At 61.5% G+C, this 24601-nt stretch carries 24 protein-coding genes, 1 tRNA gene and 1 pseudogene; 8 read left to right on the forward strand and 18 right to left on the reverse strand.

Going from position 1 to position 24601, the window contains the following annotated elements; translation table 11 throughout:
* Positions 1–41: 41 nt before the first annotated feature.
* From V1294_RS04735 to V1294_RS04750, 4 genes are all read right to left on the reverse strand, one after another.
* Positions 42–632 (reverse strand): GNAT family N-acetyltransferase, encoded by a 591-nt coding sequence (locus tag V1294_RS04735; RefSeq protein ID WP_334488196.1) that lies wholly within the window; start codon positions 630–632, stop codon positions 42–44.
* Positions 633–797: 165 nt separating this feature from the next.
* The gene (gene proB / locus V1294_RS04740) at positions 798–1940 is read right to left on the reverse strand and encodes a glutamate 5-kinase (RefSeq protein ID WP_334495461.1); all 1143 of its coding nucleotides are present in this window, start codon (positions 1938–1940) and stop codon (positions 798–800) included.
* Positions 1941–2033: 93 nt separating this feature from the next.
* A complete protein-coding gene (obgE, locus tag V1294_RS04745) occupies positions 2034–3086 on the reverse strand; it encodes a GTPase ObgE (protein ID WP_108520815.1) in 1053 nt (350 codons plus the stop codon).
* Between the two features lie 147 nt (positions 3087–3233).
* Positions 3234–3716, reverse strand: a complete 483-nt coding sequence (locus V1294_RS04750; protein WP_334495463.1) for a MaoC family dehydratase — start codon at positions 3714–3716, stop codon at positions 3234–3236.
* A 219-nt stretch (positions 3717–3935) separates the two neighbouring features.
* Between V1294_RS04750 and V1294_RS04755 the strand changes: the two genes are divergently transcribed.
* Positions 3936–4850: a DMT family transporter gene (locus V1294_RS04755; protein WP_334495465.1), complete on the forward strand. Its 915-nt coding sequence runs from the start codon at positions 3936–3938 to the stop codon at positions 4848–4850.
* A gap of 183 nt (positions 4851–5033) precedes the next feature.
* Here the strand turns inward: V1294_RS04755 and V1294_RS04760 are convergent, their stop codons facing one another.
* From V1294_RS04760 to rplU, 3 genes are all read right to left on the reverse strand, one after another.
* Complete coding sequence (locus tag V1294_RS04760) at positions 5034–5630, reverse strand: GNAT family N-acetyltransferase (protein WP_334495468.1); 597 nt, start codon at positions 5628–5630, stop codon at positions 5034–5036.
* Positions 5631–5755: 125 nt separating this feature from the next.
* Positions 5756–6025: a 50S ribosomal protein L27 gene (gene rpmA, locus V1294_RS04765; protein ID WP_028348532.1), complete on the reverse strand. Its 270-nt coding sequence runs from the start codon at positions 6023–6025 to the stop codon at positions 5756–5758.
* A 104-nt stretch (positions 6026–6129) separates the two neighbouring features.
* Entirely contained in the window at positions 6130–6600 is a 471-nt protein-coding gene (rplU, locus tag V1294_RS04770; RefSeq protein ID WP_108520557.1) for a 50S ribosomal protein L21, read from the reverse strand.
* 373 nt (positions 6601–6973) lie between these two features.
* Here rplU and V1294_RS04775 point away from each other — a divergent pair, with 373 nt between their 5' ends.
* Positions 6974–8074, forward strand: coding sequence for an ROK family protein (locus V1294_RS04775; protein WP_334488207.1), 1101 nt, complete (start codon positions 6974–6976; stop codon positions 8072–8074).
* A gap of 193 nt (positions 8075–8267) precedes the next feature.
* Here the strand turns inward: V1294_RS04775 and V1294_RS04780 are convergent, their stop codons facing one another.
* A complete protein-coding gene (locus V1294_RS04780; RefSeq protein WP_334495470.1) occupies positions 8268–9131 on the reverse strand; it encodes an alpha/beta fold hydrolase in 864 nt (287 codons plus the stop codon).
* 126 nt (positions 9132–9257) lie between these two features.
* On the opposite strand from V1294_RS04780, the gene V1294_RS04785 reads away from it, so the two are divergent.
* Positions 9258–9347: transfer RNA gene (locus V1294_RS04785), tRNA-Ser, on the forward strand.
* Positions 9348–9501: 154 nt separating this feature from the next.
* Here V1294_RS04785 and V1294_RS04790 read toward each other — a convergent pair.
* The 6 genes from V1294_RS04790 to V1294_RS04815 all read right to left on the reverse strand — a co-directional run bounded on the left by V1294_RS04790 (position 9502) and on the right by V1294_RS04815 (position 17480).
* Complete coding sequence (locus V1294_RS04790) at positions 9502–12072, reverse strand: hypothetical protein (RefSeq protein WP_334495473.1); 2571 nt, start codon at positions 12070–12072, stop codon at positions 9502–9504.
* 507 nt (positions 12073–12579) lie between these two features.
* Entirely contained in the window at positions 12580–13299 is a 720-nt protein-coding gene (locus V1294_RS04795; protein ID WP_334495474.1) for an ABC transporter ATP-binding protein, read from the reverse strand.
* Entirely contained in the window at positions 13296–14534 is a 1239-nt protein-coding gene (locus tag V1294_RS04800) for an ABC transporter permease (protein ID WP_334495475.1), read from the reverse strand. The genes V1294_RS04795 and V1294_RS04800 overlap by 4 nt, the downstream gene beginning before the upstream one ends.
* A 5-nt stretch (positions 14535–14539) precedes the next feature.
* A complete protein-coding gene (locus tag V1294_RS04805; RefSeq protein ID WP_334495476.1) occupies positions 14540–15745 on the reverse strand; it encodes an efflux RND transporter periplasmic adaptor subunit in 1206 nt (401 codons plus the stop codon).
* Between the two features lie 16 nt (positions 15746–15761).
* Positions 15762–16496 (reverse strand): tetratricopeptide repeat protein, encoded by a 735-nt coding sequence (locus V1294_RS04810; protein WP_334495477.1) that lies wholly within the window; start codon positions 16494–16496, stop codon positions 15762–15764.
* Between the two features lie 696 nt (positions 16497–17192).
* Positions 17193–17480, reverse strand: coding sequence for a hypothetical protein (locus V1294_RS04815; RefSeq protein ID WP_334495478.1), 288 nt, complete (start codon positions 17478–17480; stop codon positions 17193–17195).
* Positions 17481–17687: 207 nt separating this feature from the next.
* Here V1294_RS04815 and V1294_RS04820 point away from each other — a divergent pair, with 207 nt between their 5' ends.
* Together V1294_RS04820 and V1294_RS04825 are read left to right on the forward strand one after the other, a co-directional pair.
* The gene (locus tag V1294_RS04820; RefSeq protein WP_334495479.1) at positions 17688–18692 is read left to right on the forward strand and encodes a glycoside hydrolase family 3 N-terminal domain-containing protein; all 1005 of its coding nucleotides are present in this window, start codon (positions 17688–17690) and stop codon (positions 18690–18692) included.
* Positions 18693–18793: 101 nt separating this feature from the next.
* Positions 18794–19000 carry a hypothetical protein gene (locus V1294_RS04825; RefSeq protein WP_214488408.1) on the forward strand — a complete coding sequence of 69 codons (207 nt, stop codon included), beginning with the start codon at positions 18794–18796 and terminating at the stop codon, positions 18998–19000.
* A gap of 40 nt (positions 19001–19040) precedes the next feature.
* Here V1294_RS04825 and V1294_RS04830 read toward each other — a convergent pair whose 3' ends face one another.
* On the reverse strand, positions 19041–19466 hold the full coding sequence (locus V1294_RS04830) for a hypothetical protein (RefSeq protein WP_334504489.1): 426 nt from the start codon (positions 19464–19466) through the stop codon (positions 19041–19043).
* Between the two features lie 607 nt (positions 19467–20073).
* Here V1294_RS04830 and V1294_RS04835 point away from each other — a divergent pair.
* Positions 20074–20694 carry a helix-turn-helix transcriptional regulator gene (locus V1294_RS04835; RefSeq protein WP_334495481.1) on the forward strand — a complete coding sequence of 207 codons (621 nt, stop codon included), beginning with the start codon at positions 20074–20076 and terminating at the stop codon, positions 20692–20694.
* 230 nt (positions 20695–20924) lie between these two features.
* Here the strand turns inward: V1294_RS04835 and V1294_RS04840 are convergent, their stop codons facing one another.
* From V1294_RS04840 to V1294_RS04850, 3 genes are all read right to left on the reverse strand, one after another.
* Positions 20925–21170, reverse strand: a complete 246-nt coding sequence (locus V1294_RS04840; protein WP_334495483.1) for a hypothetical protein — start codon at positions 21168–21170, stop codon at positions 20925–20927.
* 219 nt (positions 21171–21389) lie between these two features.
* Positions 21390–21782, reverse strand: a complete 393-nt coding sequence (locus tag V1294_RS04845) for a response regulator (protein WP_334488242.1) — start codon at positions 21780–21782, stop codon at positions 21390–21392.
* Positions 21783–22070: 288 nt separating this feature from the next.
* Positions 22071–22841 carry a Crp/Fnr family transcriptional regulator gene (locus V1294_RS04850; protein ID WP_334495485.1) on the reverse strand — a complete coding sequence of 257 codons (771 nt, stop codon included), beginning with the start codon at positions 22839–22841 and terminating at the stop codon, positions 22071–22073.
* 743 nt (positions 22842–23584) lie between these two features.
* Between V1294_RS04850 and V1294_RS04855 the strand changes: the two genes are divergently transcribed.
* Complete coding sequence (locus V1294_RS04855; RefSeq protein ID WP_334488247.1) at positions 23585–24001, forward strand: response regulator; 417 nt, start codon at positions 23585–23587, stop codon at positions 23999–24001.
* A 208-nt stretch (positions 24002–24209) separates the two neighbouring features.
* Positions 24210–24509 (forward strand): annotated as a pseudogene (locus V1294_RS04860) (flagellin); the annotation flags it as partial.
* Positions 24510–24601 lie beyond the last annotated feature (92 nt).

Below are 24601 nucleotides of genomic sequence, written 5' to 3' on the forward strand. Positions count from 1 at the left end.
GGCTGGCGGTCGATGGGCCCGCGGGAGGCGGGCTTGGTCCGTCAGCGTGCCGGGCGAAACATCGGAAACAGCGGTGGCGATGACCCTGCCTGGATGGTGCCCCGGAGCTCGAAGCCATGCCGTTGATACAGCGTGATATTGGCTGGATTGGTGGATTCAAGGTAAGCCGCGACATGATCCTGATCGCACCGGCGAAGGGTGTCTTCCAGGAGAGCTGCGCCGTAACCGTTGCGATGGCGGGCCGGATCGACGCCGATCAGCGGCAGGTACCAATGCGGCTCCTGCGGATGGTAGGCAGCCATCGCTTCGAACACGGCGGCAAACTCGCTTTCCCGTTCCGGCGGCAAACTTGCCCCGATCGCCGCGTCATCGAGCTCGTTACCCGGCGGGAGCCAAAGCGCGGCTCCCGCGAAGTTCTCGACGTGACGCGCAGTTCCTTCGGTGAAAGCGCCGCCGCCAAACGCGCGCACCAGTACCGGGAAGCGGGCCAGATACTGCGCAGGCTCTGGATAGGTCCAGCGGGTTACCGGATCCGCACTGAAGGCGAGCGTAAGGACGGCGACTGCGCGTTCGATATCGGCCGGTGCGACGGCGGCTACGGTCGGAATGGTAAGTGACTTCGAAGGGCTCATGAGGCGCCTCGCGGTGGCAGTTTTACGGAGATGGTGGTTGTTTGATTGCTCCGCCACGCCATTTCGAATTCTTTGCGCTCCGACGCGAACTACGATTTGATTTCCAGCGAAACAATCAGGGTTACTGACGTAACGATGCCGGCACTCGGCAACTCGGCCAATGGCCTACTTTGCCGGAATTGCCCCGCTCGGGCCCACCACCAGATCGTCTCGGTGGATCATCTCCGCCCGGCCTGAGATGCCGAGGATCGCCATCACGTCCGGTGAGGAGCGGCCTTTGATCTTTTCGGCATCCTCCGCGTCGTAGGCGACGAGGCCGCGGCCGATCTCGTGGGTGTCGGGGCCGCGCACCACGACCGCATCGCCGCGGGCGAACTGGCCCTCGATCCGGATCACGCCGGCCGGCAGCAGGCTTTTGCCTGCGCGGAGTGCGGCGACTGCGCCGGCGTCGATGGTCAGCGTGCCCTTCGGCTCCAGCGAGCCCGCGATCCAGCGCTTTCGCGCGGTGACGGGATTGGCCGGCGTCAGGAACCAGGTGCAGCGGCCGCCATCGGCAATGGCCTGCAGCGGATGCTCGATCTTGCCCGACGCAATCAGCATATGCGTGCCGGATGTCGTCGCGATCTTCGCCGCCTCGATCTTGGTGAACATGCCGCCGCGCGACAGTTCGGATTCGGCCGCGCCCGCCATGCCCTCGATCTCCGAGGTGACGGATTCGACGATTGGAATCAGTTTGGCGTTGGGATTGGCGCCGGGCGGCGCGTCATAGAGGCCATCGATATCGGACAACAGGATCAAGAGATCGGCGCTTGCCATGGTGGCGACGCGCGCGGCGAGGCGATCATTGTCGCCATAGCGAATTTCGTTGGTTGCCACCGTGTCGTTCTCGTTGATCACGGGCACCGCGCGCCATTCCAGCAATTTGGCGATGGTCGAGCGGGCGTTGAGATAGCGGCGGCGCTCCTCGGTGTCCTGCAGCGTCACCAAAATCTGTCCGGCGCCGATGCCGTGAGCCCCAAGCACTTCCGACCAGATCCGCGCCAGCGCGATCTGGCCCACCGCGGCGGCACCCTGGCTCTCCTCGAGTTTCAGGGGGCCGCGCGGCAATTTCAGGCGGCTGCGCCCAAGCGCAATCGAACCCGACGAGACCACCAGAACGTCGCGGCCTTCGCCGTGCAGCTTGGCGATATCGGCCGCCAGCGCCGCCAGCCACGCCGAGCGAACCTCGCCCGCATGGGAGTCGATCAGGAGCGCGGAGCCGACCTTGACGACGATGCGGCGAAAGTTTTTGAGCGCGGGGCGTTTCATGGGTGCGGTCGAATGAGGCGGATGGTCGGGAAGCAATACGCGCCAGTTCGCTTGTTTGGAAGTGGCGCGGGCCGCGGGAAGGCGAAGTTTGCGTCAGCCCTGCGGCGTTGCCGGTGCCCACGGCTCCGCCTGGCCGCCCTTGGCCTTCAGCGACACCGGCGCTTCGCCGATCACCTCGACCAGCGCCTTGAGTGCTTCCGGCACGCCTTCACCGGTCACGCCCGAAAGCAACAGCGGCGTCTTTTTCGCGGCGCGTTTCAGCCGGTCTTTCTGCTTCTTCAATTCGTCCGGCGCAACCGCGTCGATCTTGTTCAGCGCCACGATCTCGATCTTGTCGGCGAGATGTCCTTCATATGCCTCGAGCTCGGTCCGCACCGTCTTGTAGGCCTTGCCGGCATGTTCGCAGGTGGCATCGATGAGATGCAGCAGCACGCGGCAGCGCTCGACATGACCGAGAAAGCGGTCACCGAGCCCTGCGCCTTCATGCGCTCCCTCGATCAGCCCGGGAATGTCGGCGAGCACGAATTCGCGGCCCTGCGCATTCACGACGCCGAGCTGCGGATGCAGCGTCGTGAACGGATAGTCGGCGATTTTCGGCTTGGCCGCGCTGACGACGGAGAGGAAGGTCGACTTGCCGGCATTGGGCAGGCCGACGAGGCCGGCATCCGCAATCAGTTTCAGCCGCAGCCAGATCCAGCGCTCCTCGCCTTCCTGGCCGGGGTTGGCGTTGCGCGGCGTGCGGTTGGTGGAGGATTTGAAATGCGCGTTGCCGAAGCCGCCATTGCCGCCTTCGGCGAGCACGAATTTTTCGCCGAGCTCGGTGAAGTCATGGATCAGCGTTTCGCGATCCTCATCGAAAATCTGGGTGCCGACCGGAACCTTGAGCACGATCGATTTGCCGTTGGCGCCATGGCGGTCCTTGCCCATGCCATTGGTGCCCTTCGGCGCCTTGAAGTGCTGCTGGTAGCGATAGTCGATCAGGGTGTTCAGCCCGTCGGCGACCTCGACGATGACGTCGCCGCCACGGCCGCCATTGCCGCCGGAGGGTCCGCCGAACTCGATGAACTTCTCGCGGCGGAACGCCACGCAGCCGTTACCGCCGTCGCCGGAGCGGATATAGACCTTTGCCTCGTCAAGGAATTTCATGATGGCCACTAGGTAAGGCAGGGGGGCCGTCGCGGCAACCCTCAAGCGGCCCAACATTGGCGAAAAGCCTTAATTTTCGGGCCTTTTTGCGGCCTCGAAACCGGAAGCCAGGGCTTTTGAAGCCAGAGCTTTTGAAGCCACGGCTTCTTATGAGGCCGGCCGCCGGCGGATGAGAAACTTCTGCATCCCTTCCAGCACCAGGTCCTTGCGCTGGTTGAACACGGTCGAGCGCAGCGTCACCACGCCGGTGCTGCGGCCGGGGGCGAGCTCGATGACTTCGAGCGCGGGATAAAGGGTGTCGCCGGCGTAGACGGGTTTGAGGAACTTGCTCGATTGTTCGAGGAATCCCACCAGCGATTCCTCGACGATATAGGGAAACAGCCCGGCGCCCGGCGCGGTGTGGACTAGGGTCTGAAAACCATGCGCGAGCAGGTCCGGCATGCCGCGGGCGTGGCAATATTCGACGTCGTAGTGGATCGGATGGGTATCGCCGCTCGCCGTCTGGAACGCGGCGAACACCGCCGAGGTCTGGGTCCGGCTCGGGATTACGAAGCGTTCGCCGAGCACGAAATCCTCGAACCACCGCTGTTCACCCATCATGCGATGCTGTGCGGGGTCGAAGTCGGTCATGTCGGTTTCCTGACGTTTCTTTTCGATGTGATCTACCGGTACCGCAGGGGCAGGGCTGCGACAATTGACTCAATTCGTCGTGCCCGGGCGGTAGCGCGAAGCGCGTCTTCGCGCTAGATGTCCCGGGCATCCACGTCCTTAAAACAGCGACACAAAGAACGTCATGGCCGGAACAAGTCCGGCCATGACGGAGAAACGGCAGGAAGCGTCGCATCCCCAATGAGTCTGTTCGCCAAAATCTCCACCTATGACGAGCGTTCCGCGCGCATGGCCGGCATCGGCTTGATGCTGCTGTCGATCTTCATGTTCTCGTTCGGCGATGCGCTCGGCAAATACATGGTCGCGACCTATTCGGTCGGGCAATTGCTGTGGCTGCGCGCCTGCGCGGCGCTATTGGTGCTGTTGCCGGTGATCTGGAAGCAGCGCGCCGAATTCACCCGTCTCGAACGGCCGTGGCTGCAATTGCTTCGCATCACGCTGTCGACGCTGGAAGTCGCCGCCTTCTTCCTCGCCACCGTCAATCTGCCGCTCGCCGACGTCATCACCTATTACCTTGCCTCGCCGATCTTCGTCACCGCGCTGTCGGGCATCGTGCTCGGCGAGCACGTCGGCTGGCGGCGCTGGACCGCGATCCTGATCGGGTTCTGCGGCGTGCTGATTGCACTGCGCCCGTCCACGCAAACCGTGAGCTGGCCTGCGATGATCGCACTCGGGGGCAGCCTGTCGTTTGCGTTTCTGATGCTGATCACTCGCTCGCTGCGGGCGACGCCGGATATCGTGCTGACGACGTCGCAATTCGGCGGCACGTTTCTGCTCGGCGCGCTGATGTCACCGATAGGCTGGGTGACGCCGACGATTGGCAGTCTGGCCCTGTTCGCCGCGGCGGGAGTTACTTCGGTCGTCGCGCTGCTGTGCATCAACCGTTCGCTGAAACTGGCGCCGGCCAGCGTCGTGGTTCCCTATCAATATTCGATGATCGTGTGGGCGGTGATCTTCGGCTTCGTGGTGTGGGGCGACGTGCCGTCGATATCGACGCTGATCGGCGCGGTGATCATCATCGGCGCGGGCATTTATATCTTCCTGCGAGAACAGCAGCTCGGCCGTGAGGAAACGGTGGTCAATCCGCCGGCGTGACTCCTTCTTCACCCTCCCCTGGAGGGGGAGGGTCGACGCTCATGAAATGAGCGGCGGGGAGGGGTGACGGTCTATCCTCTCGAACAGTGCCCGAGTTGAGGATCACCCCACCCCGTCTCGCATTTCGCTTCGCTCAATACGAGCCGACCCTCCCCCTCCAGGGGAGGGTCAGAGACTTGCCGCTCATCTCCTCGTCGAGTTTCCCCAGTTCTTCAGCGACGACCAGACGCCGCGCGTCAGGCGGAAGCGGTCGACCGGGGTCGAGGATCCCAGCGCCTCGAAGCGGTGCAGTTCGACGCCGCTCCACTGGAAGCCGCATTTCTCCAGGATGTTGCGCGAGGCCGGATTGGCGACGCGGGCGCCCGAAATCAGGTGCTCGGCATCGAACTCCTCGAAGAAGAAATCGATCACCGCACGCGCGGCTTCGGTGCCGAAGCCCTGGCCCCAATGCGCGACGCCGAGCCAGTAGCCGAGCTCCGGCGCGTCCTGTTCGCTGCGGTCGATGCCGACCATGCCGACGGGCGAATAGTTCTGTTCGATCAGGAACACGGTCTCGGTGTTATCGGTGGACGTCGCGCGCACGAATTCGACCGCGTGGTCCTGCAGATAGGGATGCGGCAGGCGGCGGGTGTTTTCCGCAATGCGGCGATCGTTGGCGAGATGCGCAATCGCTTTTACGTCCGCGAGCGTCGGCCGGCGCAACGTCAGCCGTTCAGTCTCGAGGACGCAGCTACTTGTCCCGCGCAAGGCCGGGGTTGGGATCGGGATGTCCTGCAACATGTCGGGCTCCTGATTGCGAAAATGCGCAAAATAAAAAGGGGAGGCCGGTTTCCCGCCTCCCCTTGGAGCCCTTTTCGACTCCGCCGGTTCAACAGGACCCGGCGGACTCAAGATGTGTCCACCGTCTATTCGGCCGCCTCCGTCATCGGAACTACCGATACGAAAGTGCGACCGTTGGCTTTTGCACGAAATTCGACATGACCTTCGACCTTGGCAAAGAGAGTATGGTCGGTGCCCATGCCGACATTAAGGCCGGGATGCCAGGTGGTGCCGCGCTGACGCGCGATAATGTTGCCAGGAATCACGTGCTCGCCGCCATAGGCCTTGATGCCCAGGCGCTTGCCCGCTGAATCGCGTCCGTTTCGCGATGAACCGCCTGCTTTTTTGTGAGCCATGGCCCGTCTCCGACTTCGCTAATATTTAGATCAATTCCTTGACGGAATCATTTCACTTTTTGTCGCGCTTCAACTTTTCGTTGAAGCGCATCACTTCTTGTCGCTCAGGCCTTTTTGGCCGGAGCCTTCTTTGCGGCGGGCTTGGCCGCAGCTTTTTTCGCGGGCGCCTTCTTCTTGGCGGCCTTCGGTGCCTCGTCGTCGCCCTCAGCGGCGGGCGCTACGACCTTTTCCCTCTTCGGCCGCGGGCCGATCGAAGGTTTGGCGTTATCGGTCAGGATCTCGGTGATGCGAAGCACCGTGATCTCGTCGCGATAGCCGCGCTTGCGGCGCGAATTCTTGCGGCGACGCTTCTTGAACGCGATCACCTTGGGGCCGCGCTTGTGATCCAGCACTTCGGCCGCAACGGAAGCGCCTGCCACCGTCGGCGTGCCCAGCACCGGCGTATCAGCGCCGACCACCAGAACTTCACCAAGCTGCACGATCGTACCGACATCGCCGGCGATCTTGCCTATCTCGAGCACATCATCCGGAACGACGCGGTATTGCCGGCCGCCGGTTTTGATGACTGCGAACATCGTTTTTTTCCTTCGTGTTCGATCCCGGCCTCGGACATATTCCCAACAGGGCTGCCCGGGTCGGCTTTTTGGTCAGTCGTTATGGGTACGATTTTCGCGCGGCCAGGGTGCGAACCCCACAGAACAGGGGCGAGCGCCTTCAGAATTCGCGCAAAAACAAGCGGCGCGAGAAATCCCGCGCCGGATGCGGGGACTTATAGCCTGAGAAAGCCGTGAGTCAAGGCAAACAGCCCGTAAAACCGGCCAAAAATGCAGGATTTGGCGCATTTCCCGGTGATCCGGCCTCCCGCAGCGGCTTTGCAGCGAGCCTCCCATGAAACCAATGGGTTCCCCGCCCGTTGTCGCCAGCGAAATCCGGCAGGGGCTTGGGCACATGGCAGAGGACACCATAACGACCACGGGCATCGCCCGCCACGGCGCCACCCGGCTGCCGTCGGTCGAGGTCGATAGTTTCAACATCGAACTGAAGGATGACGAGGGCTTTCTCGGCGACCGCGCCAGCAAGGGGGCTTTCCGCAAGATCCTGGACGGCTTGCGCAAGCCGCTGAAGAAAAACGGCGACGATCCCTTAGGGAAAAAGCCGGCCGGCGAGATCGCCAAGCCCGAGCTCGACGAGGCGCTGATTGGCGACGATATCGGCGCCGCGGCCCTGGTGCATGGAGCGATCGAGGAATTCGCCCAGGAGCTGGCCTATGTGACCGGGCGGTTTCTCAAGACCAAGGCGTGGGCCGATACCGAGCGCATCGTGGTCGGCGGCGGTTTCCGGCAGAGCCGTGTCGGCGAGCTCGCCATCGCCCGCACCAACATCATCCTCAAGGCGGAAGATTTCGACGTCGAACTGGTGCCGATCCGCTTTCATCCCGATGACGCCGGCCTGATCGGCACGCTGCATTTGGCGCCGTCGTGGATTTTCGAAGGCCATGACAGCATCCTTGGCGTCGATATCGGCGGCACCAACATCCGCTGCGGCGTGGTGGAGACGCGCTGGAAGAAGGCGCCCGATCTTTCCAAGGCCGACGTCTGGAAGTCCCAGTTGTGGCGGCACGCCGACGATGAGCCGACGCGCGAAGGCGCGGTGAAGCGGCTGGTCAAGATGCTGAAGGATTTGATCACGGCGGCCGAAACCGAAGGCCTGAAGCTCGCGCCCTTTATCGGTATCGCCTGTCCCGGCGTGATCGACGAGGACGGCTCGATCGAAAAGGGTGCGCAGAACCTGCCGGGCAACTGGGAGAGCAGCAAGTTCAACCTGCCCGCAAGCCTGGTGGAAGCGATCCCGCAGATCGGCGATCACGATACCGCCGTGCTGATGCACAATGACGCCGTGGTGCAGGGCCTGTCCGAAGTTCCCTTCATGCAGGACGTCGAGCGCTGGGGCGTGCTGACTATCGGCACCGGCCTCGGCAATGCGCGCTTCACCAATCGGCGCAAGGACAATGGCAAGGACGAGAAAAAGCCGAAAAAGGCGCGGGATTGACGCCTCCCGCGGGCGGTAAGGTTGACTGGTTAGGTTAAAATCGGGTTCGCGTTGTCGTTTCCGCCGCGGTTGCTACCGTCATTTCGTCGCTCCGGCTGGCCGGCGAAGCCGCACTTCCCGGCCAGAATTTCAAAGCAGCGGCACGGGACCGCCGGTTTTTTGTCGCGTCTGGCGGTCCCACCCCATTTTTTCTTCAGCCCCAGCCGATGCGCGTAAAGAACGCCGCAATCTCCGATGTTGCGCGATCGGGATCTTCGCTATGGGGAAAGTGACCGACATCCGGAAACATCGCGAGATCGAGATTTGTAAAGGTCTCGCCGAGCCGGTCGGTCCATTGATAGGGAAACAGCGGATCATGCTCGGCCCAGCGAACGCAGGTCGGCACGCCGATCGGCGGGAGCACTGGGGCTTCACCCTTCATCATCCTGATCCGGCCCGCATGGGCTGCGCGGTAATGCGCGAAGCCACCGGCAAGGTTTCCGTCCTTGAGGAAATTGTCGGTGAAGGCCTCGAGTTGATCGTCAAAGACGTGCTTGCGATGCGACCAGGCTTTCAGGAAATGCCCGATATAAAGCCGGCAGCTTTCGCGGTTCGCGCCGACGAGGGCAGGCGCCATCTCCATCTGGTGAAAGGATTGATACCAGATGTTGTTGAGGCGCTCTGGTTCTGCCATCCGGGGCCCTATTCCAGGATAGACGAAATCGAAGAAGAACAGGCCGGCGATGCGTTCCTGCGCCAGCCGCGCCAGCGGCTGCATCAATGCACCGCCGACATCGTGACCGATGATGCCGGCCTGCGGGAGGCCAAGCGCATCCATCAATGCCAGCATGTCGGCGGCCTGCTGGTCGGGTCCGAACGGCCCCTCCGGCTTGTCGCTGTCGCCGAAGCCGCGCAGGTCGGGCGCATATAGCGTGAAGCGATCGGCGAGCCGCGTCATCACCGGCTCCCAGGTCAGCCAGAATTCGGGCCAGCCATGCAGCAACAGCAGCGGCCGCCCGGCGCCCATGCGGGCCACGTGAAACGCCGCGCCATTGGCCTGAACCGTCAAATGCTCCATTTTCGGCTCCTTTTTTTGCCTCCCAGCGCGGAGACGGATTTCTTGGCCCCGCGCCTTGTCTGGCCCGCCTTCCTCGCCTAGAACTCGCCCCGACCGCGGGTCGAGGAATCACCCGTCATGGCGCCTGGAGAGGTGGCAGAGTGGTCGAATGCACCGCACTCGAAATGCGGCATAGGTGCAAGCCTATCGGGGGTTCGAATCCCTCCCTCTCCGCCAGCAAACCCGAAAACAGCCGAGAAAATAGCGGACCTTTTGAAATCAAAGGGTTTTTCGGACCACCGTTGGTCCGCGACGCTCAGCAGCGAACAAGCTAGAAGCCGCAGCTTAGGGAAGCTAAGGCGAAAGGCGGATACCAGCAATGTGGAGCGGATCAACTGATCTGCGAGGAGTTCGTTTCCAGCATCTCGGGGGTCAACTCAAGCAATTCAACCTTAATCTCGTCACCGACGGTCGTCTGGATTTGCGAAGCGGCGGCTTTCATACCTGAAGAGATTTTGTCCGTGCATGAAATCAGGATAACGTCGGGGCGTATCCTCTCGGCGGCTGAGATTAGCTGCGCTATCTGTTGCGCGCTGAGGCCCGCGGAGGTCTTAGCTTCACAAAGATAAAGCGCTCCATCAACAACAGCCAACGCGTCTACTTCTACGTCTTCTTGAGCTTGTCTACCCTCTGGGTAGGTTTCCCAAAGATTGAGCGAGGGAGCGAAGTAAAATGACGAGCGCGCGTTGTTCCATAAACGCCAAAGCGTCCAGATAACAGGCTCGATTCCGTGCTCGCGATATGAAGAGACGATGAAGCTGTTTGGCTTGAAGTCCCACTCCCCAGATACCGGCGCCGAAGTCTCTTCCTTGCAGACCTCGCAGAGCAACACGCTCCGGAGATCGTCAATCGATGTCCAGTTCTTGTTGAAGCAACGCCGGCATGTCCAGTCCCTGCCCTGGAAGAAAAGCTTCCTCCTGCACACAAGCTGTAGCGCGTGATTGAGGCGCTCGGGGTCCTCATAGTGAGCCCTATCATCTTCGGAAAGGTGAGGCGTCTCTTTCATTTCTGCGCTTACAAGAGCAGACCATTTGTCGAAAAACGCCTTGTAGTTCGTTGTACGCTCTGACGTCCCAGCCTTCCTGCCATAGCGAATAGCTTCGCTCGCCAAGCGGTCCAATTGCACATCGTTCTCGAAACGCAATGGGCCGCCTCGCTGACCTAAGCGCTTTCTCAAGGTAACGATGAGCTCAGCGCGAAGCGCCTCATTCTTTTCAACGGGAACGGCCCCCAGCGACATGAGGGCATCTCGCCAAAACGTATGCATGAGAATGCCGAACGCCTCGGAAAGGTTCTCAAAGTGCTGAAGCACCTCGATGAGGTACCTGCCTTTGTCCGAGATTTGAGCGTAAGCGTATCTCTGCCGGCCAAACATGGTTTGACTGTGGTCGGCCACGTTCCATTCACGTTCGAGGCAAAGGGCCCGTCTAAAGGCAGAGATGTCGTCGGGAAGCTTCAGGCTGACGGACGGCGCGCCGTATTCGGCTGGAATAGCTAACGATCCGTATCGCGCAACGCGCGTGACCTGCTTGTAGTAACCCTGCACATCCTCGGGCCAGCTTATCGTGATTGCCTTCTCCAAGTGCAGGCGTCGAGGAAACGTCCAAGATTCACGAACATTGGTAGCGCGGTTGTTGTCGTTTATCCGGCTGATATCGAGAGCAATCATCCAGCAGCCTCGGCGTAACTCCTGAGGCGGCAGCGCTTCGCGTAGATGCCACGGTAACGAGCGCGGCACATGAACTCTATCTCCCGAAAACTCGGTGGACTCGGAGTTTCTCAGGCCTGAATGAATCGTGCTGTAGCGATGGTATGGCGCATGGTGACGATCGAATTTGGGTATGCATGCATTCAAAGCCAATTGCGGTCTGACGAGTATGGTCGGCCAAAATCCCGGCTTCCGTAGAATCTCGGCGAGCTCAGACAACTTGTCCGTCGGGACCGAGCACGACTTGAGAGTAATGATGGGATGACCCGACGAGCGGAGCGCTCTCCGCAAGAGAAGTCGTTGGAGAACGGCGATAAAGTCTGGGTCGGCGAGCTTTGCGAGCGATATCCTCAAGCACGATATTGCGCTTTGCCAATCCTCGTCGCGCCATTGGTGTTGGTTCCAGTAGAGCAGGCGATCATCAACGCTGTCACCAATCACAAGGGTGACGCCGTCCGACCACTCTCCGTGCGGGAGTGCCAAATAAGGCGTTAGGAAGTCTGAGGCTAACGAGAGCGTCCAAATAGGACGATCTTTGGCGAGTTCCTCAAGGAGCGCGACTTCCGTGGTGACATACTGGGCTGCCGGATCTTTTCCCATACGAGGATCGGCAAGCGTTTCTTCGGAGATCAGTGCCAAGCTGCCGAACAACTCGGGATAAAGCCGAGACACATTGGTCTGGTAGGAGCCTAAGACGAAGCCAAAGTTCTCTTCGAGGAATTGGCTTTCGCTCCTGTCATAGTACTTGTCGATGATCTTGAGATCGGAAATCTTCCCGGTCAGCATGTTGCGTCGATTGAGAAGCGCTGTAACCAGAGAAAGACTGCCGAGCCCTTGAATGGGTAACTCTACGCGCCATAAATCAGCGGCTTGCTCAGGCCGAGCGGCCGATGAGTCAATTTTGAGGTGGGTGGGACAATATTTCTCATGGATGCGCGCTATCGCATCCTCGCTGAGCGCGACGAAACTGTAGATAATGTCTGGATCGTAGTGCCAAAGCCAATCGACATATTCTTTGTCAATGCCGTCCGATTTGGCGGGCACGATCAGCGTTCTGCGTCCGCCCCAGCGGCCGTAACACTCGCGGAAGATGGCAGCGAGGACATGCCCAGCGCATCCGTCCCGATCGATGAGATACGCCACCCTAAGCGGGCGCGCAGTGGCGGTAATGGTCGGCGGTGGCTTGGTCCACATGCTTCAAGTTGGCATTCTTGAACGGGCTCTGTCACGATCTAAGGCACAAACTTTCGGCGGATAACAGAGCGTCAGACGCGGCGGTCTTTCGTACTGGGTGGGGCTGTCTTGGACAGATCCGGCTAAGCCATTTCCGCTGATAAAAGTTTCAAATCCGGTGTCGGTCGTGATGGCGGACCTTCTCGTGCCCCGAACACGAGCGGCGCAGGTTCGGCGAGCCAGGGGCCGATCCTACTTTGCATGGGGTTGTTTTCGAGATTTTTGTTTCAGCCCGGTCGTGATCACGCGCTCGATTGCTTTTCACAGTTGGTCGCAACAGGCCAACTCGTTGCTTTCACCCACGAAAATGGTCGAAGCTGGCGGCAAACATGAGGTGTCCGTTGGATGACGCTTGTCCCCAATGCTCATATTTGACGGGACGAGACCGGTGGACCGGGGCGCTGGACCAGGGTTGATGGTGGTCCTCGGAGAGGAACTCAGAATCCCTCCCTCTCCGCCCTGCTCTGATTAACCTGCCACCTCACAAACCAGCTCGCCGCCACTCCGTCCGGTGATCTCCGCGATCTTGCCGTCGACGATGTGGATGCGGCGGTCGGCGCGGGCGGCGAGCGCTGGATCGTGGGTCACCACGACCACGGTCTGGCCCCGGTCCGCGATGTCGCGCAGGATCGAAAACACCTGTTCCGTCGATGCCGTATCGAGCGCGCCGGTCGGCTCGTCGGCCACGATGATCTCGGGGCGATTGGCAAGCGCGCGGGCGATGGCGACGCGCTGGCGCTGGCCGCCGGAGAGCGCGTTGGGGCGCTTGTTGGCGTGCTCGGCAAGTCCAAGCGAGTCCAGTAGCGCAAGGCCGCGCTCGCGCATCTCGCCTTCAGCCATAATGCCCGCGGCCCGCATCGGCAGCAGCACATTGTCGAGCGAGGTGAACTCCGGCAGCAGGAAATGGAACTGGAACACGAAGCCGCATTTGGTCAGGCGGACATCGGCCCGGTCCGATTCCGACAATCTCGAGGTCGGCTGACCGCAGATAATGACCTCGCCTTCGCTGGGCGCATCGAGCAGGCCCAGGAGATAGAGCAGCGACGATTTGCCCGATCCCGACGGCCCGGTAATGGCGACGAACTCGCCCTTGTTCACCGCAAGATCAATGCCGTTGACGAGGGTGTGCGAAACAGCGCCCTCGATGCGGCGAACCAGCTCCACCGCCTGCAAAGCGACCTCGGTCATGATGCCCCCCGGATGATGTCAACTGGATGCACGCTGGTTGCCTTGCGCGCCGGGAAATAGGCCGCCCCTGCGCAGCAGACAAGGGATATGCCGCCGGCGATCAAATAATGCGTCAGCGAGTAATAGATCTGCAGCGGAACGGTCGAGCCCGTCAGCGGATTGAAGATCGTGATCTTCGACCAGCCGTAGCAGAGCAGATAACCGAGGATCCACCCGAACAGGATGCCGACCACGCCGATGATGGCGGCTTCGATGATGAAAATCCGCCGCACCGCATACTCGCGCATGCCCAGCGATTTCATGATCGCGATGTCCTGGCGTTTTTCGTGGGTGATCGTCGAGATGATGTTGTAGGTGGCAAAGGACGATGTCAGCAACATCGCGCCCATCACGGTGAGCACGATGAAATCGCGCACGGTAAAGGATGACAGCAAGTCGGCATTGGCTTCCTGCCACGACACCGACTTGTAGCCGGTCTGCGCTTCGACCTGGGCTGCGACCTTTTGCGCCGCCATCGGATCGTTCAACCGCAGTCGCAGCTGGTTGACGACCCCGCTTTGTCCCATCATGACCTGCGCCGGCCCCATCAGCGAATAGATCTGGCTCTCATCGACACGCTTCAGGCCGGAGCGATAGAGCCCGGCCACCGTCGAATTCAGCTGGACGCCCTGGCCGCCGATCAGGAGGACGGTGTTGCCGGTTTTCACGCCGAGTTTTTCGGCCAGGGCCTCACCCATGATGATGCCGTTCGGCGCGCGTGAAAGGTCGTCGAGCTTTCCCTCACGCATTTGCGTGGCGAGTTTCGAGACCTGAACCTCGCGGCGGGTGTCGATGCCGGTCAAGGTGATGCCGATGCGCGCGCCGCCGTGATTGATGATCGCGGTGGTCTTGGCCGAGGGAGCCACGTCGCCAGGTATCCAGGAGCGCAGTGAGCTCATCGCAGATTCCGGATATTTGATTCCGGCACGTTTGCCGACATTGGCGATATCAGGCATCTGGACCGCCGCATATTCCTGCTCTGCGGGTTGCGTCGGCACGGAGCGCCGCTCATCCTCGACCGTGATATGCGGCATGGTGTCGACGAGCTGCCGCAGGAAGTCGAGCTGCGAACCCTGCATCAGGCCCGCCATCATGATGGTGAAGCCTACCCCCATGGACACGCCAGCCATGCCCACGAGGGTCTGCCGCACCCGGGTGCTGACATGGGTCCATGCGATGTTGAATATAAGTTTCACGGCGGCTACCGGCTGTTGCTGATGAAGTTGCGACGCGCGTCACTGACCACGGAATCGATGTGGGCGGTCATGGCTGCCGAAATCACCGCATCATCGGGATCCGAAGGCGCTGTGGTGGCCGAGGCTACCACGGCCGCTTCGGGCGTTGCGCCAGGCTGATCGGCCGGTTCGCCCACGGCCGCCGGCTCCGCGGCTCTGGTCAAGCTGTTGTCGATGCGAATCCTGGCGCCGTCAGCGAGATCCCTGCGTGCAGGCGAAAGCACGGTGGTACCCTTGGATACGTCGCCGATGATCTCGGTGTTGCGGCTGCCGCGGATGCCGACCGTTATGGGCACGCGCTTGATCCGGCCGTCATCGACCATCTGAACTGCATCGCCTGCGATGGCCTCTGCCGGCACCACGATGGCCGACAGCTTCTCGCGGAAAATGATGTTGGTCTCGACGGACATGCCGATCCGCAGCGGCGTATCCTGTGGCAGCCGCAAATAGACGCGGAAGGTTTTTCGGGTCGGGTCGCCCTTGGGCGTGATCTGGGAGACCGTGGCGCGCAGCGCCCTTCCGGGAAAAGCCTCGCTGCGCAGAAAAGCCTTCTGGCCGGCCGCGATGCGGTTGATCTCTTCCTCGTTGATTTCGGCGACGACCTGCATCGGCGCAGGCGGTCCCACCCAGAACAGGACATCGGTGGGACCGGCGATCTCGCCGACCTCGCTGTCGCGCCGCAGGACCATGCCGTCGAGCGGAGCTCTCAAGATCAGCGAGTCGAGCCGCACCTTCTGCGCGGCGATCCGCGACTTTGCTTCCTCGAGCTTGGTCCAGCGCTGCTCGTACTCGGTGCGCGCGGCGTCGTTCTTGTCGCGATCCTTCTCGGCGCGCGTCAGATCACGTTCGAGCTGGCCTCGATTGATTTCCATCTGCTCCAGCGCGCTGCGCTCCTCGGCGTCGTCCTGGCGGCCGAGGATCTGGCCGGACTTGACCACCTGTCCCTCGCATCGGCAAAGGTCGACCAGCCGGCGGCGCTGCAGCGGCACCACTTTGGCCCAGCGCTCGGGCTCGACCGTGCCGGTTCCGTAAACGGCTTCGGAAACCGCCGCGAGGCTCGCATAGCTGGTGGTCACCAGCGGTGGATGAAGCAAATGGGAGTAGCCGTAATAGCCGGCCCCTGCGGTGGCGATGGCCAGAATTCCGGTTGCGACGAGATGCTGCAATTTCATGGTGCGTCCCCTTAAATCAGAAGCCAAATCGCTTGCGCAGGCCCGGAGGAACCTGGTCGAGCAGCTCACGAGCATCATCTCGCTTTGCATTCTTCACTGGAGCTGCCGACGTGGCCTTGGGAGATGCCGGCAATACCGTGACGTTGGATGAAGCCGGTTGCGAGACCGCGGGTGCCGCCGAGGCTGCGGGCGCCGGCTGCACGACCGCGGGCGCAGGAGGGGGCGCCGCGGGCGAGGCCTGGTCCTGCTCAATAGCTCTTTCGATATTCGCAGCCTTGGTCGCGCCAGCAGTCCGAACGGCGCGCCAGGCTCTCGCGGCCACTACTGCACGGCCGATCTCATCGCTCGTCATCTTCTTCATGAGCAGCGACATCAGTTGCCGCGCACCGTTGCGGTCCTCGTCGAGCTTGCTCGCCGAGGCGACGATGTAGGCCCAGCTATAGGCCTTCACGTTGTCCTTCGTTGTGCCACGCCCGCTCGCGTAGAGGCCGGCAACGATCAAACTGGCGTGGGCGTGCCCCTGATCGGCAGCGCGCGAGAACCAGCGAAATGCCTCCGCGTCGCTACGCGTACGGCCGACGCCCGCGGAATGAAGCGCCCCAAGATAGAACTGGGCATCGTCATCGCCCGCTTGCGCCGCCTGTTCGTAGTGATTGGCCATTTTCTGATCGGACGCGGTGTCGGCAAGGGCAGTGTGGGGGGCGATCAGCAGCGCGGAGCAGCAGGCCATTATGACTACTGCCCGCTTCATGGCCGCCGAAATCGCGTGGCGAAATCCTCGCCGCAATGATCGGCTTGAGACCGGGTCGATCGATCGGAAATTTGGGATGCGCCGCATTGTTGTACGCTCTCAGCTGTGTGCTTGGTGCCAGAAAGGCGACTGACGCGGGCGAAGTCTCCCCACCGCACCTCTCGCGAATTGAAGCCTAGCCCACCTGCGCGCCGACAAATGTGCGAGGCATCACATATCCAGCTTGCCGCAGCCGGAACCCGGCTTTCTTTGCCAATTCCGTTCGACGCGCATCGAACTCGAAGCCAAGACACGCGAGCCGAGACACGCGAGCCAAGACACTCGAAACCAATGCGATGAAGGGCGTGTGCGTTCACGGAGGCGGTGCTTGCGGAGCAAGCCTTGAGGCTCAAGCTGCCATCGAACCTGCGGCTTCGAGGGCCGGCCGATCCTGGTGAGGTTTCGTCAGGATCGGACAGCTGGCGCTAAACGGGCACAGCGCAGAGCCGGCAGATCACCCAGCCGCCGCCAATGCATTTGGCGCAGCAGGGGGGAGCCAGGATGGTGACAGGCAAATGCTTGCTGGCGGTGCGGCAGGCCGATGAGTGCAACGAGATTGGTTGCTGGGCCCAGGCAGACGATCACGGCGATCATCATGGAATCGAGAACCTCGCCCGAGCCGCTCGGCCCGGGCGAGCTTCTTTTCTTGGTCTCGAATCAGTAATAGCGGTAGCAGACGTTGACCGGGCCGTAGGGGCTCCATTTCCAGCAGCTGTTATAAACATGGAAATGATGGCGATGGCCGTGGTGATGATGACCATGCCCAAAATGACCATGGCCAAAGTGACCATGGCCATGCCCGTGATGGCCGTGCCCGTGGCCACCGTGGCCATGTCCACCGTGACCATGACCTCCCGCGAAAGCCTGACCCGGGATGGCCAAGGAAGCGGTGGTCAACGCCAGAGCAGCAATCGCGGCGGTAATGATCTTGTTGATCTTCGTCATGCACGTCTCCTTAGGTTGGGCAGAGCGGGGATCGCTCTGCGATGATCCACCCCTAAAGGCGCCGGCTGCGATGCGATGTGATCAGGATCACCCAATTGGCAGGGTCACCAATTGGTATGGTCCGGGGAGTGAGCTATCTTCCTCATGCGTGGCGCGATGATTTGCTGAACCTGGCCTAACCGAAAGCGCCACGCCTGAGGCTATCGCATGCCCATCGGCGAACTCTTCATCCTCGGCTTCTTCGGCAAGACCGTCCCGGTTTGGCTGAAGGAGTTCGCTGCCCGCCACGGCCTCGGCGGCGCGATCCTGTTCGACTATTCCTGCCGGACGCAACAATACGACAACAACATCGAATCGCCCGAACAGGTGCAGCGCCTCTGCGCGGAAATTGCAGCATTGCCGTCAGGCCCGATGGTGTTCATCGACCAGGAGGGTGGCCTGGTGCGGCGGCTGAAGGAAAGCCGCGGCTTTGCGCCGTTGCCGAGCGCAAGGGAATTCAACCATCTTGCGCCGGATGAGAAGCGCGCGATCCTCACCGCGAGCTTTGCCGAGATGCGGCGGCTCGGCATCCACTATGATTTCGCGCCGGTGATCGATGTCGATTACAATCCCGAAAATCCCAATATCGGCAGGATCAAGCGTTCCTTTTCCGCCGACATCGCCGAGGTGGAAGCCAATGCGCTGCTGGCAAGCGAAGTGGCGCGGGCGCAGCGCATCGGACTTTGCCTGAAGCACTTCCCCGGCATCGGCGGCGCGGCGGTGGATTCGCATCAGGAATTCATGGATATTTCCGATGCGTTTGTCCCCGAACAGGAAGAGCTGTTCTATTCGCTCGCGCCAATGATGTTCGGCGATGCGGTGCTGGTCAGCCATGCCATCGTCAGGCAATGGGACCGGGATCGCCCGATGACGCTGTCCGCGGCGGGGCTTGGCCGTTTGCGCAAGCGCCTTCCGGATACGCTACTGATCACCGACGACATGCAGATGCAGGGATTGCAGAAGGCCCTGGGCTCCAGGGAGGCCAGCCTGCAATCGTTGAAGGCCGGCATGGACATGCTCTGCATCGGCAACAACCTGTTCGATCAGGAGCACGAAATGACCGCGATCGCCGAAGACGTCGAACAGAGCCTGCGCGACAAGACCTTGTCCGGTTCGGCAATCGAGCAATCGATCGCGCGGGTGGCTAAGCGAAAGGCGCTCTTGATGGCCTGACGGGTGGAACCCGAGATTATCTCGGGTCAAATCCGCCGAACGATCTGTTGCCTTGCGAGGCCGTTGAGTCTACAAGCCTTTTTTCAACGGAAAGACCGGCGATGGCCCATAATTTCGCGATCAATGACGACGTTCACCACCAGCAGCAGGGCCCGCAGGGCCGCGCCACGGCGAAGGAACGCAGCATCTACACCATCGTGACCTGCCTGCCGATCGAGGCCGACGGCCGCCCGCGCTATCGTATCAAGAGCAAGACCGAGAACATCGAGCGCGTCGTGACCGAGGAACAGATCTCCAGGCTCGGCTGACCCCTCGGGGTCATTACGATCGGAATTGTTCCGCGCCGCGCTACTGCGCTTTCTCGTGTGCCGCGATGCCGATCGCCTTGTAATCATAGGTCGGATAGAACTCGGTGCGGTAGCTGCCCCAGGCGGTGTTCTCGAGGATACGGTTGACTTCGCGCAACCGGGACGCCGGCAGCCGCAGCGTCACCACCTGGCCTATTCCCATCATCACATACCAGCTCACGACCTCGACGCCATCAGGCGGGAAAGCCTTGTAATATCCCTGGCGCTGGAGCTGCGCGTTGAGCTCGCTCAGCGGCCGCGACTGGTCGTGCTTTAAGAAAACGGTCAGCATCACGGCATTGTCGGCCGTCGGCGCCGCGTTCTCCGCCGGTGGCGATGCGGTTTGTGGCGGCGCGGTTTGTGCCGTCGCGCCCGAACTGAACGCCAGGACGCTAGCCAAGCCGCCGGCCAGCACGGCTATTCTCATCCATGATCCCTTTGCTAGCGACATCGCGGTCTCCTTTTTGGATTTCGTTGCGGGATGATTTGGGCCTTGATCATTGCGAGGTGACTGCGGCCTGTAAATCGGAATCGGCGGAACAGGGCGGCGTTGTCTCCCCGCGTTTTCGCGGCCGGTTGTGAAACAAATCATACGCAACTGACGGCGCTTGCGCTATTCCGCGGCGAAGTGCGGCCGCCTCAGTCTGTCTGTCCCAGTCTGCAAGGATCGAACCGGACGACCGCCGGATCCTGCTCTCATCCCCTCAGCCCGACGATCCCCCACTCCGGGCGATGCCCAGGCGCGCGGAAATGTTGCGTCGGAGCGGGGGCGCGGACTCGCGCGTCTAACGGGCTCGGAAAGCGGGAACCAGGTTGAAGTCCATTAACAAAGTAAATGCGGTTACCGTAGAAATGCGGGGGTAACGGGCTACGATATTTACCTTTCGACCACCCATTTTGATCCAAAATAGCCGATTTCGAGTTGAATTTCGGCCAGTTTCGGCACGCCAATAGGACTCGCTGATCGATTTCTCCGTATTCATACTGGCCCTGAAATTAACCATGAAAGAGCGTGGAGCCGATAAAAAAGTTATATGTCAGGACAAGACCATCGCGCCGCTGATTCGCACTTCACGAAGTGGATGGAAAGCATCACACCTCTCGAAGAGAATCCTGAGATCGTCCAACTGTCCGCCGCGCGCTCGCATGCTGCGGAAGAGGCGAGCGCTACTATTGCCCGGCAGTTGAACGGACCCCTGACGGCACTGCTGCTCTACATGAATGAGATCAAGCAGCACAGCCACCAGTTTTCGCAAGCGTCCGGCAACCGGCTCTATCTGCAACAAGTGGTGGAGAATGCGCTTCAGCAGACCGAGCGCGTCTGCGCGCTGGTGAAGCAGATGTCGGACAATCATCCGGTGCCGGCCTGCGATGCCGGCGGCAAGCAGACAAGCGAGGTCCGGGCCCGCCAACCCGCGGATGGAGCCCGCAGGGCGGGCCTGATGTTCGCCGCGGAGACCGGCCAGAAGCCGCTGACCAAGCGCGAGCGCGAGGTGCTGAGCCTGATCAGTGAAGGCTGCTCCAACAAGCAAGGTGCCTTGCGGATGAGTATCAGCCCAAGGACATTCGAGAGCCATCGCGCCGAGGCCATGCGCAAGCTTGGCGCCCGCAACACCGCAGATCTTGTCCGCAAGGCGTTGCTGCAGCCCGCCTGATTTTTTCTGAAAATGATGCCTGCGACGCGCCGCTGAGCGGCGCGGTTTCAAGCTATCGATGTGCCGGAAGCGGGCAGGCTTGCTAGAGCATGATCCGGAAAAGTGGCCTCTGGTTTTCCCTCGGGACAAACGCGGAGCGTTTGCCCGGAGATCATGCTCAAATCAAAGAGATAGAACGGGATGACGATTCGAAGAAAAGTCATCCCGCTCTAGATCGCGCGTTCTGCCGTTCAGCAGAGGTCTTCCATATAGGAGCGAGCGCGCGGCGCGGGCCGCAATGCGAGGGTAGGCCTGGGCTCTTCCGGGATGATCGTGATGGTCCACGCCGCCGGAACGCTCGACTTGCTTTCCACGATCGATCGAACGTGGCCTGTGACCGCCGATCCGGCCGAGCGCACGGTTGCGGTCCTGCCATTGAACTGGGCGATACGGAAACGCCGCACTTCCTTCTGATCGCTCGTTTCAAACGTGAACATGAGGGCACTCCGTTGGTCCCTGCACTATCCTCAGTCAACGTTATCCGGAGGTGAAAATCTCAAACCGTAGAAGTACGGCTAGCCCGCGTCGGCGGCGCGGAGCGAACCGGCTCTCGAAAAGATAATCTTGTGAGGTGCGCCGCTTGCAGGTCGTTGCATCGGCATCGGCGACGGACGTGCGGCGTGGCCCTGGAGGCAGCGATACGCTCCCGGCGGATGTCAGTCGGCTGAACCGGGAAACACCGCTTCCATCTTGGTCTTCAGCGTCGCGGCATTGAAGGGCTTGACGATGTAATTGTTGACGCCGGCCTTCTTCGCGGCAATGACGTTTTCGGTCTTGGATTCAGCCGTAATCATGATGAAGGGCGTCTTGGAGAATTCCGGGCTGGCGCGGACTTCCTTGAGCAGGTCGTAGCCGGTCATCGGCTCCATGTTCCAGTCGGAGATCACGAGGCCGTACCGCTTGGTCTGCATCTTGGCGAGCGCGGTCGATCCGTCGCTGGCCTCGTCGACATTCTCGAATCCCAGCTGCTTCAGAAGGTTGCGGATGATGCGGATCATGGTGCTGTAGTCATCGACCACCAGGATCGGCATCGACAAGTCAAAAGCCATGTTCCTTAACTCCGCGCAAACAGCAAGCCGCCGAACACAGGTGAATGCGCGTTGAACGCGAAAAGAGGATCGATTGTCTTTCCCGAACCCGCACCCGTCAGCACCGTGACAAGTATCAGGGCTCATTGAACAGCGCGTTAACTCGGCGCCGGGGTCGAAACGCCGCAGAGGCGGCGATCGGCCGTAACAATACGGTAAGATATCGGGGGATTGCGCAATCCTCGCGCGCAACGACGGCGAGATGCGTATCACAGATCGGGCTGCGCCGCCGTCGATCTCGGGAAGCGGTCATGCGGCCGCGCAGTGGATGCGCGGATGCAGCAGCCTCGTGTACTGCGACTTGACCGTCGCGTAGCACTCGCAGGAAGTCTTGATCAGGCCGTCCACGTTGGTGATTTCGATATGTCCGCGGCTGTAGTGGATGAAGTTTGCCTGCTGCAGCGTGTTGGCCACCAGCGAAACGCTGTTGCGGCGCGCGCCGATCATCTGGGCCATCGCTTCCTGGGTCAGGACGAGCTTGTCGCTGCCGGAGAGGTCACGCGTATGCAACAGGCATCGCGCCAGCCGGGATTCCACCGTGTGCGAGGCGTTGCAGCCGGCGGTCTGCTGGATTTGCGCATAGACGGCGAGGCCATGCCGCGTCAGCGCGGTACGCAACGTGGCGCTCTGGTCTGCCGCAAGACGAAGCTGGTCGAGATCGATCGTCGAGGCGGCGCCGGGCACCAGCACCTCGGCGGTATTCAGTGCGACGGGGTCGCCGAGCGCGGAGAATGCACCGAAGATGCTGTCGCGGCCGATCATCGCGATCTGGACATGCTCGCCCCGTGCGAGCTTGACGACCAGCGAGATGACGCCCTTGTGCGGGAGGTATGCACGCTTGAGCGTTTCGTCGACTTCGACCAGCACCATGTCCTGGCTGAGATCGGCGGCGCGCAGATGCGGACGAAGCAATTCGAAATCGTCCGCGGTCAGCGAGGACAAAAATCCATTCTGAGAACGAGGGGCTGAATCCAAAGCAGTCTCCTGCCTTACGGGCCAAGCCGGTCTCTGACGTCTCATGCGTACAATCGGAAATGCAGCATGATCCTTGCATATTTTATTGGCAAGAAAAATTGGCAAATAGCCGCACGCCGTCGGCGCCGCGGTCGGGCCGTATTATAAAGCCGGATTATAAGGATAAAGAGGTGAGCGCCCGGCGGTCCCCGCCGCGATCGAGGCCGCGGTCCGTGCACGCCGATTATCCGTGCGAGGACTTCCTGGATCGGCGGCAGTGCCTTGCCGTCGCGCAAATTCCGCGCGGGCAACAACAGGCGCGACGAGCGGGGCTCGACCGGGTGAGACGCATTTGCGCGCAGCAGATCGCCAGGCATTTCATCAGCCGGGGCTGCATGCCGTGCCAGGTGTTTTCGCTCCGCTGGCTGCGGCCCGATCCGCGACGACGACGGCGGCCGTGCCGGCGCGACAATGGTCGCATTGGTCAGCGCCGACCCGTCGTCAAGTACCGCCGAGGCGGTTTCGAGATGCGGGCAGGGCGGCGCGAACGCCAGAGAAGCCGCGACAATCGAGAGGGCACAATGCCGCTTTCATCGAAGGCGATCGAACGTGTCTTGTCGGCCCGACGGCACGGTTATGGAACCGGCCTTATATACTGTAGAGGGCAGACAGACCGGGCGATTTGCGGCGCGATGGTGCACTGATTCGCAAGGCAAAACTGCCCTCGCGATTGGGTGGACGGTTGTCCCTTTTGGCAGGGATGGCTGAAAAGGCGCATTGAGCGTCCGACGCGGCGAGGGAGGTGGCTCATGCGGCGCATCTTGGTGGTCGATGACGATCCCATGGTCTGCGCGGCGATCGAGATCTATCTCGAGCGTCACGGCTTTGACGTGACGATAGCCGATGGCGGCGACGCCGGGCTTCGTGCGCTGGAAGACGCCGGCTTTGACCTGATGCTCGTCGACATCTTCATGCCGCACATGCGCGGCTTCGAATCGATCAGGATATTCCACGAGCGCGCGCCGACGATCCCCCTGATTGCGATGTCGGGATACGCCTTTGCCAACCTCGACTCGCCGGCGCCGGACTTTTTGCGCATGGCGCTCGAACTCGGCGCCGCGCGCTGCCTGCGCAAGCCGTTCACGCCGGGGGCGCTGCTGGCGCTCGTTAACGAATGTCTTGCCGAAGCCCGGTCCCGCTTCAGCGGCGTCGTCCAGTCGAACTAGCGGCTCGTCGCCGATCTTTCGCTGTCGGCCGGCGAGCGCTCGTTCGACGGCTCGATGCGCGGCTATCGGAGGCCTTTCGCAATCTCCCGCCTTGCGCGGCATCCGCCGGCGTCGTCGCCGCGACGGGGAGGAGAGCCTGCATCGTAGAACTCTGTTTACCATAAATGACATTGCTTCGGTTCGCCAGAACCTCCTCTCGCTGCAGTCGACTGACTTCTTCGACAACTCCGCTACCAACGAGGTTATTGCCAACCTGAGCAGCGCCTCGACCCTGCTGCGCTCCCAGGCTTCTGCCCTCGGTTCGAACCTGTCGATCGTGCAGATCCGTCAGGACTTCTCGAAGAACCTGATCAACGTGCTGCAGACCGGCTCGTCGAACCTGACGCTGGCCGACACCAACGAGGAAGCGGCGAACAGCCAGGCGCTGTCGACCCGCCAGTCGATCGCGGTGTCCGCGCTGGCGCTGGCCAACCAGTCGCAGCAGAGCGTGCTGCAGCTCCTGCGCTAAGCGGGATGGCGACGTCAGGCTACAAGGCTACGGCTTCATCGTCGTCGGTCGCGCAAGTGTCGTCGACCGTGCCGCCGCGAACGGCCCATGAC

The organism is Bradyrhizobium sp. AZCC 1678 (assembly GCF_036924765.1).
Lineage (GTDB): Bacteria > Pseudomonadota > Alphaproteobacteria > Rhizobiales > Xanthobacteraceae > Bradyrhizobium > Bradyrhizobium algeriense.